This window comes from Planococcus sp. CPCC 101016, from assembly GCF_007859295.1.
Taxonomy (GTDB): domain Bacteria; phylum Bacillota; class Bacilli; order Bacillales_A; family Planococcaceae; genus Planococcus.
The window spans coordinates 256,774-272,794 of record NZ_VOHB01000004.1 but is presented as its reverse complement, the minus strand read 5'-3'; the positions used below and the strand labels follow the sequence as shown (position 1 = coordinate 272,794).

Below are 16,021 nucleotides of genomic sequence, written 5' to 3'. Positions count from 1 at the left end.
GTCAAAATAAAGGATCCTTTAATACGGGTAAAATAAATCGATTTCAAATCTTCCTGAATCCGGCAAGTTTTCCACTAGAGCTGGGCCAAAAAGCCCGGCAGGTGTATAGTATCCACCTTCGATATTTTCAACTAGTAAACGGCTGACAATCTCCAGAGAGCCATAAACTGTCAGGTCATATACATTGGCTGTCTTAATTCGAGCGACTTTGACAACGCCTTTTAGATTTTTGGCTTCTCCCCAAATATAGGCAGGTGATTTGGAGCGGTCTTCGCTGTCGGGACCTTTTATCCGGTTCTCCACTTGCTTCTCTAGTTTCTTTTTTACCCAATCTGATGCCAGGAGAGACAGGACTGCCCCCATCAAACGTGTCCCATAAACTTGTGGTTTTGGCATAGGAATCCAGGCAGAAATATTAGGAATGCCGGTCGTATAAAAGGCGGTTGAGACGTCTCCCCAGGGAATTCCCATAGCGGAACGTGAACCGCGTCCGAAATCGATATTTCGGTGCTGTTTACCGAGCGGTACAGCCTCTAAATTTCCTTCTCTTCGGCGCATGCTGCCTGATCCGAGACCTTGGATCATTGTTTTAAACGTACCGGGGGAGATGCCTGAATCCGAATCGAAGCCAAGCGCCAATTCGAGGGCATCGGGCATTTCTTCTTTCAATTTTAAGGCAATGCAGTCTGTGGGTACGACATCAAAGCCGACTCCTGAACATAGGATGATTCCTTGTTTTTGGGCCAGTGCATGCTGGGAGTGGGTATGTTCGAATACAGATATTTCCCCGGTAATATCCAAGTAATCAGTTTTTGACGATAAGCAGGCTTGAATCATAGGTTTGCTGGTCACTTGAAAAGGGCCTGCACAGTGAAGAACTAACTCAATGTTTTGCAAGTGCTCAGCGGCATGCTCATCTAACGGAAAGGCTTTAAATTCCAGTGATAACTCTTCTGCCAATGGACGGATTTTATCGGCGCTGCGTCCACCAAGTACAGGAGACATTCCTCTGCTGACAGCTTCTCTCGCAATCAATTCGCCGGTATAGCCGTTCGCACCATAGATCATCCATCTCTTCATGTAATCGGCTCCTCACTTTTAACTATTCTTGTTGTATTCTGTACCGATCATTAAAACCCTTTGTCTCCTTGAAATAACTTGTTCATGTCTTCCCTTAGGGCGATTCATAATACGGTTTTGAAATTAGCAATTGTGTAGGGACTTAAAGTTTGACGGTGACAAGGGAGTTGGCGCTGTCACTATTGGGGTGGGTGGATTTAAACGAATATGGGGTATACAGTAAAGTCTATTTTTTCACGAATCTTTTTTTCTATAAAATAATAAAGGGTTCTGATCCCATTCGACGAATTAGGAAAGTAAGAAAATAATTGGAAATTATGAGGAGTGAAATAAATGGCGAATCTACATTTAATTCCTTACCGTGTAGAAGAAATAGCTGAACAGGCACCCCAGATCCCAGAAGGGGTACGGATGATTCATGCACCAGAAGTATGGGACGATGCAGAAAGAGGAAAAGGCAATGTTGTCGCCATTCTCGATACAGGCTGCCAAGTAGATCATCCCGATCTGCAAGAGCGCATAATTGGCGGCAGAAATTTCACTTCTGATTTTAATGGAGATCCATCGAATTTTGATGACAACAATGGTCACGGAACTCATGTGGCTGGAACTGTCGCCGCTTCATATAGAGAAGAAGGGGGAATAGCGGGAGTAGCTCCTGCAGCCCATTTGCTCATCTTGAAAGTGCTGACAGGAAAAGGGGGTGGCGAATATCAGGGAATCATTGATGGAATTCATTTTGCGATTGATTGGAGAGGGCCCGAAGGTGAGACAGTGAGTGTCATCTCCATGTCGCTGGGTGGACCGGAAGATGTAGCTGAACTCCATGAAGCAATCAAACGGGCAATAGGAGTCGGCATCCCTGTTGTCTGTGCTGCAGGCAATGAAGGGGATGATCTTCATGACACCGATGAATTCGCCTATCCTGGAGCATACGGGGAAGTAATCCAAGTGGGAGCAGTGGATTTTGATCGCCGAATTGCAAATTTCAGCAATACGAACGATGAAATTGATTTAGTGGCGCCGGGCATCGATATCTATTCCACATTTCCCGGAGGAAAGTATGCCAGTCTGTCAGGCACGTCAATGGCGACGCCGCATGTCTCTGGAGCGTTGGCATTAATCAAAAATATTGCAGAAAAAGAGTTTGCCCGTGGGCTGACAGAAGCTGAATTGTATGCGCAATTGGTTCGGCGCACCATGCCGCTCGGCTACCCCAAAACCGCTGAAGGCAATGGCTTGTTAGCCCTGGATATTATGAATAAAATTGAACAATTATTCAACTTGGTAAACTCTTCTTACAGCGCAGTTTCCCGGCAAAATAAAAGTAAATAGAAATATCTAATCAGGCATTCCGCTTATTTTAAGCAGAATGCCTTGTTTGCGTACTTATAAAATGGATGCTTCCACTTTTCTTTGTGATTGTAGAAATTGATGGATCACTTGGTTAAACTCAGGAAACTGGCGAGGTGGCACTTCATGGCTGGCTCCTTCAATGTAAACCACTTTAAGATTCGATGCATATTTTTGAAAAGGGAGCCTATAATGGTGCATCGTTTTTTCAAGTGAACCATAAACCAATAAAACGGGCATACTTAAACGATAAAGAGATGGCGTGGAATTGTAGTAAAGGCCGGCTTTGCAAAATTCGTAAACACTCTCAGAATGAGCTGATTTGCCGTATTCATAGAATTCAGCTTCGTCTTCTTTAAAGTATTTATGAGACTTTGCTTGAATTTTGGCGACCAATGGAATTTTACGAATTTTAGCCATCGCCATACCAAATCTGAGCATACTCGTTAAGTTAAAGCTATTAACTTGCGAATAGCTGCCACATAAAATAAGAGCTTCTGTACGTTCTGGATATAATAGTGCAAATTCCTGTGCAATCGTACCACCATTGGAAAACCCGCATATAACGGCTTTACGGATATTCAGTTCATCTAATATGCATTTTATATCTTTCGCAAGAAGCTCTATCGATAAAGGTGTGTTTCCCTTTGAACTTCGGCCATGGCCCCGAAGATCATAGAAAATGAGCTGATAATCTTTTGACAGTCTTTTTTGATGCTTAAAAACCATATGTCCCATAACAGGGGGGTGGACAAAAACAATAGGCGTTCCCTGACCGTTGATCTCATAGTACAAAGCTGTGTCATCTTCCATTAATACATACGGCATAAATAACTCTCCTTCTCTAAAAGTAAGAATGTTGGGTAGCGGCTACAACAATGCACTAGTGCATAAGAACCTTATACCCAAAATTGAAGAGAAAAGCACATGATTCAAAAAAATTCTAAGGGAGTCCGATTTAAGAGGTATAAAGTAAATGGCGGAGTAATAAATATATTTAATATTTATTTGATAATTTTAATTAAAATGAATATACTTAATTTTATATTCTTTTTGTTTACTAACTACTATAATTAGCTTACGTTATGTAGACAAAAAGTGGAAAAGACATGCAGGGAGGAAAAAGTATGAAGAAAAAGCCACATAGTTTATATTATCTTTTGCTGATTTTGGTTTTATTGCTGGCAGCTTGTTCAAGTAACACTGAAACGGTGAATACAGAAAACAGTGAGGGAGAAATGACGGAGGAAGACAAGCAGGGAGGCACCTTGATTTATGGCCGTGGCGCGGATTCTGTTGGTCTGGATCCGATTAATGTGACGGATGGTGAATCTATACGTGTCACCCATAATGTTTTTGAAACTTTGCTGGAGTACGATCATAATTTAGAATTGCAGCCAAAGCTGGCAACTGAATACAGTTCCAGCGAAGACGGATTGACATGGACATTCCAATTGCGCGAAGGCGTTACATTCCATGACGGAACCGACTTTAATGCGGAGGCCGTCGTCTTTAATTTTGAACGCTGGATGGATCCAGAAAACCCGTATCATCAAGGAGATTTTCCTTATTACCCTTTCCTATACGGTGGATTTAAGGGAGACGAGAATCATTTGATTGAGCATGTCGTAGCGACAGGCGAACACGAGCTCGAAATCAAACTGAAGCGCAAAACCGCTCCGTTCCTCAGTTATTTAGCCATTTCCATGTTCGGGATTGCAAGCCCGGCCGCGATTGAGCAATACGGCGCCGAGTTATATGAGCATCCGGTGGGAACAGGGCCGTTTATGTTCGAAGAGTGGAGCCGCAACAGTACAATTACGTTGGCGAAAAATCCTGATTACTGGATGGAAGGAAAACCGTATCTGGACAAGCTCATCTATCAGGTGATTCCTGAAAATGCGGCGCGTTTGAACGCCTTGCAGACAGGGGAAATCGACGTTTTGGATGGAATGAACGCAGGCGACACCACTATCGTGGAAGAAACACAAGGACTCGAGCTGCAGAAACGTCCAAGTTTCAATATCGGCTATATGGCCTTCAATATGGAAAAAGAACCGTTTGATGATCCTTTAGTGCGCAAAGCGATCAATATGGCAATCAATAAAGAAGAGATTGTCGATGCGTTTTATAATGGGTTGGCAGATCCAGCTACGAGTCCATTGCCTCCGTCTCTATGGAGCCATGACGATACGTTGGAAAAATACGATTACAATGTCGAAGAAGCGAAGAAGCTGTTGGCTGAAGCCGGCTACGAAAATGGTTTTGAAACAGAATTATATACCATGAGCAATCCGCGTCCTTACTTGCCAGAGCCGATGAAAATTGCTGAAGCGATTCAATCGGACTTATCCGAAATCGGCATCACGGCAGACATTGTCTCAATGGAATGGGCTACTTATTTGGATGATACGAAAAGCGGAAAGCACAGCATGGCGATGTATGGCTGGACGGGTGTAATGGCCGATCCCGACAACTTCCTGTATCCGAACTTGAGCAAAACAAATGCAGAAGTGCCCGCACAGAATATCGCTTTCTACAAGAGCGACGAGTTTACCTCTCTGATCACGGAAGCACGGGAAACCATCGATCAGGAGAAACGGACAGAGCTTTACCAAGAAGCGCAAGCACTGTTCCAAGAAGATGCGCCGTGGGTGATGCTAGCTTATACGACTCCGCCGCTTGCACAAAGCGATTATGTGGAAGATTATAAGCCTCATCCAATGAGCAATGACTTGATGACAGATGTCTATCTATCAAACTAAAAGTTCAAGGGGCGATGAGTTTTGTATGAATTGCTGAAAAATCTGTGCGAATTGGTGGGACCGAGTGGCTTTGAACAGGACGTTCAACGGTACATCAAAAATGAAATTCAAGACAAAGTGGACAAGTTGGAAGTGGATGCTCTAGGCAACTTAATTGCTACAGTAAATGCGACTGATCCGGAGATGCCTTCAATCTTACTAGCTGCACATGCAGATGAAATTGGTTTTATCATTAAGAAAATCGAACCGAACGGCACATTGCGCTTCGAGTTGCTGGGCGGCTTTGATAATCGAATTTTGCTGGCTCAGCCCGTCACCATTAAAGGTAGGGATGGCTATGTGGATGGTGTAATCGGCGCATTGGCTGTCCATTATGTGAAATGGGATGACCCAAAACGGATTACTTCGCATCGTGATCTCTATATCGATGTTGGGGCGGTTTCTGCGGATGAAGTTCTCGAAATGGGCATTAAAGTCGGCCAGCCGGTCAGCTATGGCAGCGGCCTGAAATTAGCAGGCGACAAAAAGCGCAATCGGATAGTCGGAAAAGCGCTGGACGACCGGGCGGGCTGCGCTGTTTTGATTGAGCTGATCGACCGACTTCAGGAAAAGCCGGAAAAAAACCATGGTGATATATACTGCGTCTTCACTGTACAGGAAGAGGTGGGCTTAAGGGGGGCTTCTGTGCTATCTCCAAACAAGAAGCTGGACTTCGCCTTGGCTATTGATACCACACCTACAAGTGATACGTATGACGTCTTGATGACCGGCACAAGAACACTTGGCGGCGGACCGTGTATAAAAATTGCGGATAAATCATTGATTTCACATCCGCTAGTCACGGGCCTCCTGGAAAAAGTTGCGGTAGAGCAGGACATCCCTTACCAGCAGGAGATTTTTATGGGTATCGGAACAGACGCAGGCGCGATTCATATGACTTCTACAGGAGTCTCAACAGGAGCTATATCCATTCCTTCCCGCTACACACATACCCCTATTGAGATTGTTGATTTGGAAGATCTCGAAAATACCGTTCGTTTAGTGGAAGCGTTTATTTTATCTTCTAAAGAGTTGGTGGGAAAAAACTTTTTGGATACATGACGATAGCAAAAAAGCCGAGTGTTTGGTTAACACTCGGCTTTTCTATGCATTCTTCTTACACTTCTTTTGTTGCTGTGTGCTCGATTTCTTGCCGTTTAGAGTAGATGTTGGTGACAATGGTTTTTACTACAGCATAGAAGGGGACTGCCAGTATGATGCCCCAAATACCGGCAATGTTTCCAGCGGCTAATATTAATGTGATAACCGTCAGCGGATGAACATCGAGCGCATTGCCCATAATGTTTGGCGTAATCAAATTCCCTTCGATTTGCTGAGCCACAAGCATGATGATGGCCACATATACAGCCATAATCGGGTCTTGAACCAGTGCAATGATCATTGCCGGAATTACGGCGATATAAGGCCCAAGAAACGGAATGACATTGGTCACAACTCCAATAAGTGCCAGCAAGAATGCATATTCAAGTCCAATGATCAAGTAGCCGATCAACAACATAGCCCCTACAGTCAAGCTGACAAATAATTGTCCCACGATATAGGACTTTAGGGTTTCATCCACATCGTGCAAGGTTTTACGGATCCAGGTTTTTCTTTCGCCAGAGAAGAAATGAGCGATGAACGGTGCAAACTTCTCATGATCAATTAGAATATACACAAGGAAAAACGGGACGAGAATGAGAGCGAGCACTCCTGACAATAGCCCCATCAAGGATGTTAAAATCCAAGAACCGATATTGGATGCCCAGTCCGTAAATTGTCCGGTCAGGCTGTTTACTTGTTCCCGGACAGAATCCGGCAAGTGTTCGCGTTGATTCAAAAGATACTGTCCATAATCCTCTGCACTTTCAATGATTTCCGGAGCATTTCCTGCAAGAGAATTTATCTGTTCGGAAACAATTGGAGCGATGAGGATATAAAACAACCAACCCAGAAAGGCGATTAAAGCGAAAATAAGTAAAATAGCTGCCCATTTAGGGAATTTCTTTTTTTGCAGAAACCGTAGAATCGGCCTTGTCAGGTAAAAAAGTACCCCACCCAGCAATAAAGGCAAAAAAATCGTTTCCACGACGACAAATAGCGGAGAAAATACACCTTGTACTTCAATGAACAATCGAATAATCACTAACGTGAGAATAATGGCAACAGCTGTTTGAAACCAAACCTTATGGGTCATGTTAAATCCCTCCTTCTTTATAGGCAGTATACCCAGCTGATTAATAAATAAGAGGAGAAAATAAAAATAGCTTCAGCTTATAGGACAAATTTTAACAGATAGTAAAAAAACAGAAAAAAAGCTTTTAGAGCAGCGTGCAAACATCTCCCATAAAATATTCGAGTATGGTAGAATTTCATCATATGTGTATTTATTATCTGGCATTTTTCTAAAAGGATGCGAGAAAGAGCAGGTGCGGAAATGATTGTCGGAATAGATGCAGGCGGTACGTTGATTAAAGTGGCCTATACGGAAAAAGAAGTAGTCCATTTTCAAAAGTATCCAATTGCAGAGATTGAGCAAGTCGCAGACTGGGTAAACGGTCTTGTCGACAGTAAAGTGTGTGTAACGGGAGGGAAATCCGGTGTTCTGGTATCCTTGCTCGATCAGCCGGTAAAGGAAATGGTGGAATTTGAAGCGACCCATCTGGGTGTGCAGGTCCTTCTCGAAGAGGCAGGACTTTTAGAAGATGCCTATTTGGTGACCAATGTCGGAACCGGCACCTCCATCCATTGCATCCAAGATAATGTTCAAAGACGCTTAGGCGGCACCGGTGTCGGCGGCGGCACTTTGATAGGGCTTAGCCATCTATTGACTGGCGTCACCCATTACGATGAAATTGTAGCACTGGCAAGACAGGGTTCTCGTGACCGGATCGATTTAAAGGTTAAGCACATCTATGAAGGCAAAGAACCGCCGATTTCAGGTGAATTGACAGCCAGTAATTTCGGACAGAACTTGTTTTCAATTTCAGATGAGTTGACGAAAGAAGAATTATTGGCGACAGTTATCGGCCTAGTCGGCGAAACGGTCAGTACGGTCAGTGTCCAGGCAGCCGGTCAATGCAGAAGCTCGACGATTGTCTACATTGGGTCTTCTTTCATTGATAATCCATTATTGAAGGAAGTTGTAACGAGCTATACCATTTTGCGCGGTTCGGTTCCTGTGTTCCCCGAGAATGGTGAGTTTTCTGGAGCAGTAGGAGCAATGTCTGTGCTGAAAAAAGAATACGTTTGATTTCTTTAGTAAAAAAAACGTCCATGTTTCGGCCATCAAAATGGCCGAAACATGGACGTTTTTTGAATTACATGGAACTATTGATAAGCAGACTTAATCATTCACTGTTGTGGTTCGGGCATATTTAATTTCAATAACAGCATGCCACTCCAAGCGAAAACCAGGGAAGCAACATAAAAGATACTGGCGATTGTCAGGAAATCGATGAGGTAACCGGTGGCAATGACAGCAACAGCTGTAGCGACAGATGTCCAAACATGGTAGCGGCCGATTTGAGTGCCGGCGATTTCTTTGGTTACATAACGTGCCAAAACCGTTTTTTCCGAATTTTTCTGAACGGCTCCAAGCATCCCCATGAATACTTGCAGAATATATACATGCCAAACTTCCGAAGCCAGCGGAAAAAACAGCAACAGAATGGCCATGCCCCATGAATACACAGCCAACAGCGTTTTATCTCCGACATGATCGGCGTATTTGCCGATCAGCGGATAGCACAAGGCAGCCGTCAATGCGAACAAACCATATGCCCAGCCAAACTGGGCATAACTATTGCCGACGTTTTTAATCAGCAGGATATAAAAAGGAAAAATCATGCTGGATGCCATGCCGATGGTGCCTTGGTAGTAAATGAAGCGTTTATAGTTCATGGCCGATACTCCTCATAAAAGAGATTCATAAAACGATGTTCCGGATCTAAGCGGTCTTTTAATTCGAAAAATTCTTCAGTTTTTGGATAGGCTGCCTGCATTTGGGCTTTGGTGGGATAGCCAAAATAAGGCAAGTAGTAACTGCCATTATGTGCGAGTGTCACATCGATCATCTCTCGAACGACTTGCTGTGTTTTCTCTATGCTTTCTGCGTCGGTTCCCTGATTGACCAACAGCACGAGAGAAAACATATCCTCTTTGGCGTAGGATAATACCGCTTTCTCGTTTTGTTCGACATAGCGGATGGTAACATTCAATAAATTGAAATCAGGATGGGCTTCAAGAACTGCTTTCATCTCCGGGATGTAATCTTCGAATTGATCCACTGGAACAAAGTACTCCTGAAGAATTTCGGTTTTCCGGCTATTGTCATACTCCATGAATTCTGAGTCCGAACGCATGACGTTATTTCGTGACACAAGATTTCCATCGATTTGTTTGGTATAGGTTTTTTGGGCATTCCAAAAACTGTCTTTTCCTGCTTCATTGATGCGTGATAGTCCCAGGAAAAACTTTGGAACCGCTACGAGGTTTTCAGTTTTCAGTTCCTGATAAGCAGAAAGCTGTCCTTGGTCAGAAGCTGTCTTATAGGTAATGGCATACATATCTTTCATAAACGATTCCGGCGCAATTGAAATACGGGCCAAATGCATTTTGGCATCCGGATTCTTTTGAACATGTTGCTTAAAGTAAGATGGGTAGTCACTGTAAGTCATACGTGCTGTATCAGTTTCATACAATTCGTCATCGGTCAGCTGCAGCGTTACGTCTAAAATGATGCCGAACAAGCCGTAGCCGCCGAGGGCAGCATAAAATAGTTCGGTGTTCTCCTGAGGACTGAGCTGTAGAATTTCTCCATCAGCATTCATCAGGCGCATTGAAACCACTGTGTCCGCTAAGCTGCCGTTGCGAATGTCCAAGCCGTGCGCATTAACGCTCAGTGAACCGCCAATGGTGAAAATGTTCTGTGATTGACTAACCTTCAGCGATAAGCCATAAGGATTGATTGCCTCCTGAATATTTGCCCAGGTGGCACCGCTTTGCACCATCACTGTCTTTTTTTCTTCGTTAACTTCTATTATTTGATTATATGGCTTCATATCAATCATAATTCCGTCCGGATAGACGGTCTGTCCGCCCTGGCTATGCTGCATGCCTGCAATGGACAGGGTGTCGCCGCCCTGTTTGGCGTCCTCTACGATTTTCTGAAGCTCGTCTTCGCTCATTCCTGCCTTAATTGTTTTGATCTCGACAGGCAAGAGGCGTTGGTGAAGATCTGCAGTCGGACCATTCAGTTGAGTGGAATAAAAGTAAAGGGATAAACCGAAAATAAATAGGTACAAAAGAACCATCCAAGCTGTTTTCATCGTCCCTTCATCCTCTTCTTTCAAAATTCTGAGTTCTTTCTTCATTAGACCACTACTACTCGAAATAGTTCCCAATGTCTTAAAAAAATCTATACACCCGAGTCCGAATTGATGAAATAAATAAATTCCTTGCAAACAAAAAAGATGCCGCAGTCTGCGGTATCTTTTGTTGATTTCTTCTTTTGTTACTCACTGATTATCGTCAGTTTTTCGCGGATATCCGTCCGTTCCTGTTTTGCAGGGACATGGGCGGGGTAGCCAATCATCATAGTGGCTACGATTTTTTCGCCTGGTTTCACACCGATCGCTTCGCGAAACACAGGATTGTAGATCCAGTCGTTGGAACGCCAGATCATTCCAATGCCGCGCTCCCATGCGGCCAATTGAAAATTCTGCAGCATAGAAGAAACCGCGCCGTAGTCTTCATCCCATCTTCTTTGTCTCGGATCTTCCGGCATGATGACGACCAGGTGAAGTGGAATGCTGCGGAAGTAGTCGGCTTTATTAAGTGCTTTTGGAGGGATTTCACCGTCCGGTGTGCGCATCGATTCAATAAACGCCTGCACAAATTTCTCTTTTCCAGCATCTGTGTAGAGCTGGAAGCGCCAAGGTTCGTTAACTTTATGGTTTGGTGCCCATTTTGCAACATTCAGCAGTTCGATAATTTCCTCAACATTGACAGCATCAACCTTGAATTTCTTGATTGATCGTCTTTCTATGATATTCTGATCAATAGCATTCATCATTAATGTCTCTCCCTTCCGCACAGCAAATGCGGGTATCTACCTTTTATCCTAACATGGAGAAGGAAGAAAAGCGTATCAAAAAAGACAAAAAGATCCCTGGTGACAGGCAGAAATATTGGTAAAATGTAAGCATAGGCAAGGAGTGGATAAAGTTGAAAAGAGCTGTAGTCATCGGTGGAGGCATTACAGGCCTCTCCGCAATGTATTATTTACAGAAATTGAAGCTCGAAGAAAATCTTGATATGGAATTGGTGCTGATTGAACGTGAGCAGGAGTTGGGCGGCAAGATCAAGACGGTGGCGGATGATGAATTCATCATGGAAGTTGGAGCCGACTCGATTGTTGCTCGTCATGCCAGCGTCATGCCGTTGATTGAAGATCTTGGCATTAAGGACCGTGTCGTATACAACGGTACGGGAATTTCTTATCTGTATGCAAATAATGTACTGCATGCAATTCCGAAGGATACTGTGTTCGGCATTCCGATGAGTAGAGAAGCGCTATTCAGTTCAACGCTTGTCTCAGAAGAAGGCAAGCAGGAAGCGTTAAAGGATTTTGACAGCATCAATGAAAACTTTACACGCGACAGCTCAATTGGAGAATTTCTTGAAGCATTTCTCGGTAAGGAATTGGTTGAAAACCAGATTGCGCCTGTATTGTCCGGCGTTTATTCAGGAAATCTACATGAATTGACCCTAGCTTCTACATTGCCTTACCTGGTTGATTATAAAAATAAATACGGCAGTATCATAAAAGGGTTCGAGGCAAACAAAGAATTCTTCCAAGGCGCCGCCAATAAGAAGTTCATATCATTCGATCAAGGCATGCAGGTTCTGATTGATGCAATAGAAGAAAAACTAGAACATGTACGTATATTGAAAGGGGTCGGAACAAAGGCGGTCAAAAAAAACAACGAACGTTATCTTGTGGAGCTGGAAGGCGGAGAGGCGATAGAGGCGGATTTCGTGATTCTGGCGACTCCTCATCAGGTTGCGCAGCAGCTTTTGGGAATGACAGAACTGAATGCAGAATTCGATCAGTTTTTAAATTCCTCCTTGATCAGCGTCTACCTTGGATTTGATATTCCCGATAATCAACTCCCAGAAGACGGTACGGGATTCATCGTGTCTCAGGAAAGCGATCTGCATTGCAATGCCTGTACATGGACCAGCCGGAAGTGGAGTCATACCTCGAAAAACCATAAGCTTCTAGTTCGCCTATTCTATAAAAGTTCACATCCATCCTATGGCGTGCTGAAGAATTTGTCTGAAGAGGAATTGGTTGATGTGGCGATGGGAGATGTACGGAAAAGCTTAGGGATTAAGGAAGCACCTCTAGCAATCGAAGTAACCGGTTGGAAAAACCTGATGCCTAATTACCATATGGGACATAAAACAGCTATCAGCGCACTGGAATTGAAAATGGAAGAACTGGTTCCCAATATTAAACTGGCGGGCTCGTCTTATTTTGGAGTAGGAATTGGCGCCTGTATACAAAATGGTTCTGATCTAGCGAAAATTATTGCCAACAAATTAATGGACGTAAAAGAGAAGTAAGGAAAAAGAGACCATTACTGGTCTCTTTTTTGGTGGATAAAAATGTAAGATTATTATGCTCCTTATAAAAAGCCATTTATCCAAATAATGGATAAAGTGCTAATTGAGAATATAAGTAGTAAATTATCAATTAATTATTTTGCTTCAGTAAGATCCGGTACTTGAAGACCAAGACCGTCAGCAACACGTGTACCGAATTCAGCATCAGCTTTGTACAAATGGCTGATTTGGCGAAGTTTAATATCTTCTCTGTCAACAGCACTTAAGCCGCCAACGAATGTTGCCACAAGACGCTCTTGTTCTTCAGCGCTTTGTAAACGATATAGGTCGCCTGGTTGTGTATAATAATCTTCTTTGAAATAAGGGACTGAATCTGTAACCCCGGATACTTCAAGCGGAGCTGGTTTAGCTGCTGCAGTTTCAGCAGGACCTCCGTAGCTGTTTGGCTCGTAATAAACTGAACCGCCGCCGTTATTGCCGAAGTTCATTTGGCCGTCGCGCTGGTAGTTGTTGACTTGATTTTTTGCTGCGTTGATTGGCAGCATCTGGTGGTTAGCGCCTACGCGGTAACGGTGAGCATCGTGGTATGCGAACAAGCGGCCTTGAAGCATTTTGTCCGGTGATACATCGATGCCAGGAACCAATGTGCCAGGCGAGAAAGTAGCCTGCTCAACTTCGGCGAAGTAATTTTCAGGGTTGCGGTTAAGTACCATGCGGCCAACTTCCATCAATGGATAGTCTTTGTGGGACCATGTTTTCGTTACATCGAATGGGTCGAAGCGATACGTGTTCGCATCTTCTAAAGGCATAACTTGTACATACATTTTCCATTCAGGGAAATCGCCTTCTTCAATTGCGTTGAAGAGGTCTTCCGTATGGAAATCAGGGTTTTCGCCGGCAATTTTGTCAGCCACTTCCTGAGTAATGTTTTGGATGCCTTGCTCAGTCAAGATATGGTATTTAATCCAAACAGATTCGCCTTCCGCGTTGGTCCATTTGAAGGTGTGGCTGCCAAAACCATGCATGTGGCGAAGGGTTGCCGGAATTCCGCGGTCGCCCATCAAATAAGTCACCTGGTGCAATGATTCCGGCGATAATGACCAGAAGTCCCACACCGCGTTAGGGTTCTTCAAGTGGGTGCGTGGATCGCGTTTCTGTGTATGGATAAAGTCAGGAAATTTGATTGCGTCTTGGATAAAGAAGATTGGCGTATTATTGCCGACTAGATCGTAGTTTCCTTCTTCTGTATAGAATTTCAAAGAGAAGCCACGTGGGTCACGGACAGTATCGGCAGATCCCAGTTCACCGGCTACAGTTGAAAAGCGGGCAAATAAATCTGTTTTCTTGCCGACTTCCGATAAGAAAGCAGCTTTCGTATATTTAGATACATCATTAGTTACTTCGAAATAACCATGAGCTCCTGCGCCCTTAGCATGTACTACGCGCTCAGGCACGCGTTCTCTGTTGAAATGTGCAAGTTTCTCAAGCAAATGAACGTCTTGCAATAGGACAGGACCGCGTTGTCCTGCTGTTTGAGAGTTTTGGTTATCACCGACTGGGGCGCCCCAGCTAGTAGTTAAGCCTGTTTTGTTTGTACTCATGAATCGAACACCTCATTCTCTTTTTTATGTAACTGGTTACAACTTAATGATAACAGTTTTTAATTTAAAATCAATATTAAATGATAATCATTATAAATAAAGAAGAGGTTCTTGATGTCAAACACTTCGCTTGAGCATAGATGACAATAAGAAAAAGCAGTGTCGATTTAACGACACTGCTTTTTCTTTCTTGCTGTAGCTTGCGCTTTCCTTATTATCTCATTACGTTTAGACGTTGGTAACTGTCGAAGTGTTTGCCCCAATAGCTGTCATTCAAGCTAGTAATTTGAACACGATCTCCGCCAGCGTGTAGGAAACTGTTGTTGCCAACATAAATACCGACATGAGAAATTCCTGCACGGTAGGTATTTTTAAAGAATACAAGATCTCCGACTTCAGGGGAACTCACATTAAATGATGCGGCATCGAGTCCTGTTGTATTTGTTCTTGGTACAGAGAAGCCTGCCTGATTGTATACATAATAGATGAATCCGCTGCAATCAAATCCACCTGGTGCAGCGCCGCCCCATTTATACGGCGTTCCCAACAAAGAATTGGCTGTTGAGATTACTGTTGAAATTTTACCTGAAGCTGCAGGAGCCGCAGGTGTGGGATTGGACACCGTCACAGGCTGCTTAATGGCTGAACTGCCATCCACTTTCAATACTTGGCCGATTCTAATCGAGCTTGTAGTTAATTTGTTTAAGCTCATTAACTGAGAAACGGACATGCCATGTCTTTTGGAAATATTGGTTAATGTGTCGCCGCTGACTACACGATAAGTGCTGGCTTTAGAGACAGTCGGAGCAGGTGTAGGTGCTTTCACTACAGTAGCCGGTGCGGTAGCTTGTACTTTTCCGCTGACTGCTATTTTCTGTCCGGGGTGGATGGTGCTGCCTGACAGTTTGTTCAATTGCAAGATCGAATTGACACTGGTGCTATGGATCCTGGCTATATGTGATAAAGTGTCTCCTGCTTTAACAGTATATGTATTTACAGAACTTGCGGCTGGTTTTGAAACACTGGTCTTTTGTGGAGAAGCGACCGGCGTCGAAACGGCTGAAACTTTAATTGATTGATTCGGATAAATTGAATTGGATGACAGCTTATTCCATGTTAATAGTTGATTGACTGAAACATTATTGCTTGAAGCGATTTTCCATAAGGTATCTCCTGGTTTAACTGTGTAAGTACTGGCTTCAGTATCGGAAGTTCCGATTGCCAAAGATAATGCAGTAGCTGCGAATAATGTAAAAATAATCTTTCTCATTCTCAAACCCCTTTTTCTTCTCTATTTATCGATAATTCGATCTATTCTCTGTAATTTACTTAATTCTATATAATTAATCCAATATAGGCAATAAGTTTCAATATTACATTTGTGTTACAAAGATAATGGTAACAAAAAATGATTTTTATAATTCTTTTCGAAAAAATGATTTTTATAGCCTTATAGGCAATCAAAAGAAGCGTTCACATAATAACTATCGGCATGATTTGGAAAAAGTTAATAGCTAATACTAAATTACTGCTCTATATTTATAGATTTTC

The 16,021-nt window shown here is 43.3% G+C and carries 13 protein-coding genes; 5 read left to right on the top strand and 8 right to left on the bottom strand.

All coding sequences use genetic code 11. The features are described 5' to 3' along the window. Positions 1–18: 18 nt before the first annotated feature. Positions 19–1,080, bottom strand: a complete 1,062-nt coding sequence (locus FQV26_RS15645) for a saccharopine dehydrogenase family protein (protein WP_146558583.1) — start codon at positions 1,078–1,080, stop codon at positions 19–21. 333 nt (positions 1,081–1,413) lie between these two features. Here FQV26_RS15645 and FQV26_RS15640 point away from each other — a divergent pair, with 333 nt between their 5' ends. After that, complete coding sequence (locus FQV26_RS15640) at positions 1,414–2,415, top strand: S8 family peptidase (RefSeq protein WP_146558581.1); 1,002 nt, start codon at positions 1,414–1,416, stop codon at positions 2,413–2,415. 54 nt (positions 2,416–2,469) lie between these two features. Here FQV26_RS15640 and FQV26_RS15635 read toward each other — a convergent pair whose 3' ends face one another. Then, positions 2,470–3,261, bottom strand: coding sequence for an alpha/beta fold hydrolase (locus FQV26_RS15635; protein ID WP_146558579.1), 792 nt, complete (start codon positions 3,259–3,261; stop codon positions 2,470–2,472). Between the two features lie 299 nt (positions 3,262–3,560). Between FQV26_RS15635 and FQV26_RS15630 the strand changes: the two genes are divergently transcribed. Beyond that, complete coding sequence (locus tag FQV26_RS15630) at positions 3,561–5,198, top strand: ABC transporter substrate-binding protein (RefSeq protein WP_146558577.1); 1,638 nt, start codon at positions 3,561–3,563, stop codon at positions 5,196–5,198. A gap of 21 nt (positions 5,199–5,219) precedes the next feature. Next, complete coding sequence (locus FQV26_RS15625; protein ID WP_146558575.1) at positions 5,220–6,299, top strand: M42 family metallopeptidase; 1,080 nt, start codon at positions 5,220–5,222, stop codon at positions 6,297–6,299. A gap of 55 nt (positions 6,300–6,354) precedes the next feature. On the opposite strand, the gene FQV26_RS15620 is transcribed toward FQV26_RS15625, so the two are convergent. Continuing rightward, the gene (locus FQV26_RS15620) at positions 6,355–7,434 is read right to left on the bottom strand and encodes an AI-2E family transporter (protein WP_146558573.1); all 1,080 of its coding nucleotides are present in this window, start codon (positions 7,432–7,434) and stop codon (positions 6,355–6,357) included. A 240-nt stretch (positions 7,435–7,674) separates the two neighbouring features. Between FQV26_RS15620 and coaW the strand changes: the two genes are divergently transcribed. Next, positions 7,675–8,490: a type II pantothenate kinase gene (gene coaW / locus FQV26_RS15615; protein WP_146558571.1), complete on the top strand. Its 816-nt coding sequence runs from the start codon at positions 7,675–7,677 to the stop codon at positions 8,488–8,490. 101 nt (positions 8,491–8,591) lie between these two features. Here the strand turns inward: coaW and FQV26_RS15610 are convergent, their stop codons facing one another. The 3 genes from FQV26_RS15610 to FQV26_RS15600 form a co-directional block, all read right to left on the bottom strand. Beyond that, on the bottom strand, positions 8,592–9,140 hold the full coding sequence (locus FQV26_RS15610) for an MFS transporter (protein WP_146558569.1): 549 nt from the start codon (positions 9,138–9,140) through the stop codon (positions 8,592–8,594). Then, complete coding sequence (locus FQV26_RS15605) at positions 9,137–10,567, bottom strand: FAD-binding oxidoreductase (protein ID WP_397431482.1); 1,431 nt, start codon at positions 10,565–10,567, stop codon at positions 9,137–9,139. The genes FQV26_RS15610 and FQV26_RS15605 overlap by 4 nt, the downstream gene beginning before the upstream one ends. Before the next feature lie 185 nt (positions 10,568–10,752). Further along, a complete protein-coding gene (locus FQV26_RS15600; protein WP_146558860.1) occupies positions 10,753–11,310 on the bottom strand; it encodes a nitroreductase family protein in 558 nt (185 codons plus the stop codon). A gap of 155 nt (positions 11,311–11,465) precedes the next feature. Here FQV26_RS15600 and FQV26_RS15595 point away from each other — a divergent pair, with 155 nt between their 5' ends. Next, on the top strand, positions 11,466–12,869 hold the full coding sequence (locus FQV26_RS15595; protein ID WP_146558567.1) for a protoporphyrinogen oxidase: 1,404 nt from the start codon (positions 11,466–11,468) through the stop codon (positions 12,867–12,869). 134 nt (positions 12,870–13,003) lie between these two features. Here FQV26_RS15595 and katA read toward each other — a convergent pair whose 3' ends face one another. Both katA and FQV26_RS15585 read right to left on the bottom strand, forming a co-directional pair. Further along, positions 13,004–14,470, bottom strand: a complete 1,467-nt coding sequence (gene katA / locus FQV26_RS15590) for a catalase KatA (protein ID WP_146558565.1) — start codon at positions 14,468–14,470, stop codon at positions 13,004–13,006. A 214-nt stretch (positions 14,471–14,684) separates the two neighbouring features. Beyond that, positions 14,685–15,740 carry a C40 family peptidase gene (locus FQV26_RS15585; RefSeq protein WP_146558563.1) on the bottom strand — a complete coding sequence of 352 codons (1,056 nt, stop codon included), beginning with the start codon at positions 15,738–15,740 and terminating at the stop codon, positions 14,685–14,687. Positions 15,741–16,021: the final 281 nt, after the last annotated feature.

What these genes read in the sequence shown, in the direction of transcription:
- FQV26_RS15645 (WP_146558583.1), bottom strand. Translation starts at nt 1,080, where the DNA reads ATGAAGAGATGGATGATCTATGGTGCGAACGGCTATACCGGCGAATTG.
- FQV26_RS15640 (WP_146558581.1), top strand. Translation starts at nt 1,414, where the DNA reads ATGGCGAATCTACATTTAATTCCTTACCGTGTAGAAGAAATAGCTGAA.
- FQV26_RS15635 (WP_146558579.1), bottom strand. Translation starts at nt 3,261, where the DNA reads ATGCCGTATGTATTAATGGAAGATGACACAGCTTTGTACTATGAGATC.
- FQV26_RS15630 (WP_146558577.1), top strand. Translation starts at nt 3,561, where the DNA reads ATGAAGAAAAAGCCACATAGTTTATATTATCTTTTGCTGATTTTGGTT.
- FQV26_RS15620 (WP_146558573.1), bottom strand. Translation starts at nt 7,434, where the DNA reads ATGACCCATAAGGTTTGGTTTCAAACAGCTGTTGCCATTATTCTCACG.
- coaW (WP_146558571.1), top strand. Translation starts at nt 7,675, where the DNA reads ATGATTGTCGGAATAGATGCAGGCGGTACGTTGATTAAAGTGGCCTAT.
- FQV26_RS15610 (WP_146558569.1), bottom strand. Translation starts at nt 9,140, where the DNA reads ATGAACTATAAACGCTTCATTTACTACCAAGGCACCATCGGCATGGCA.
- FQV26_RS15605 (WP_397431482.1), bottom strand. Translation starts at nt 10,567, where the DNA reads ATGAAAACAGCTTGGATGGTTCTTTTGTACCTATTTATTTTCGGTTTA.
- FQV26_RS15600 (WP_146558860.1), bottom strand. Translation starts at nt 11,310, where the DNA reads ATGAATGCTATTGATCAGAATATCATAGAAAGACGATCAATCAAGAAA.
- katA (WP_146558565.1), bottom strand. Translation starts at nt 14,470, where the DNA reads ATGAGTACAAACAAAACAGGCTTAACTACTAGCTGGGGCGCCCCAGTC.
- FQV26_RS15585 (WP_146558563.1), bottom strand. Translation starts at nt 15,740, where the DNA reads ATGAGAAAGATTATTTTTACATTATTCGCAGCTACTGCATTATCTTTG.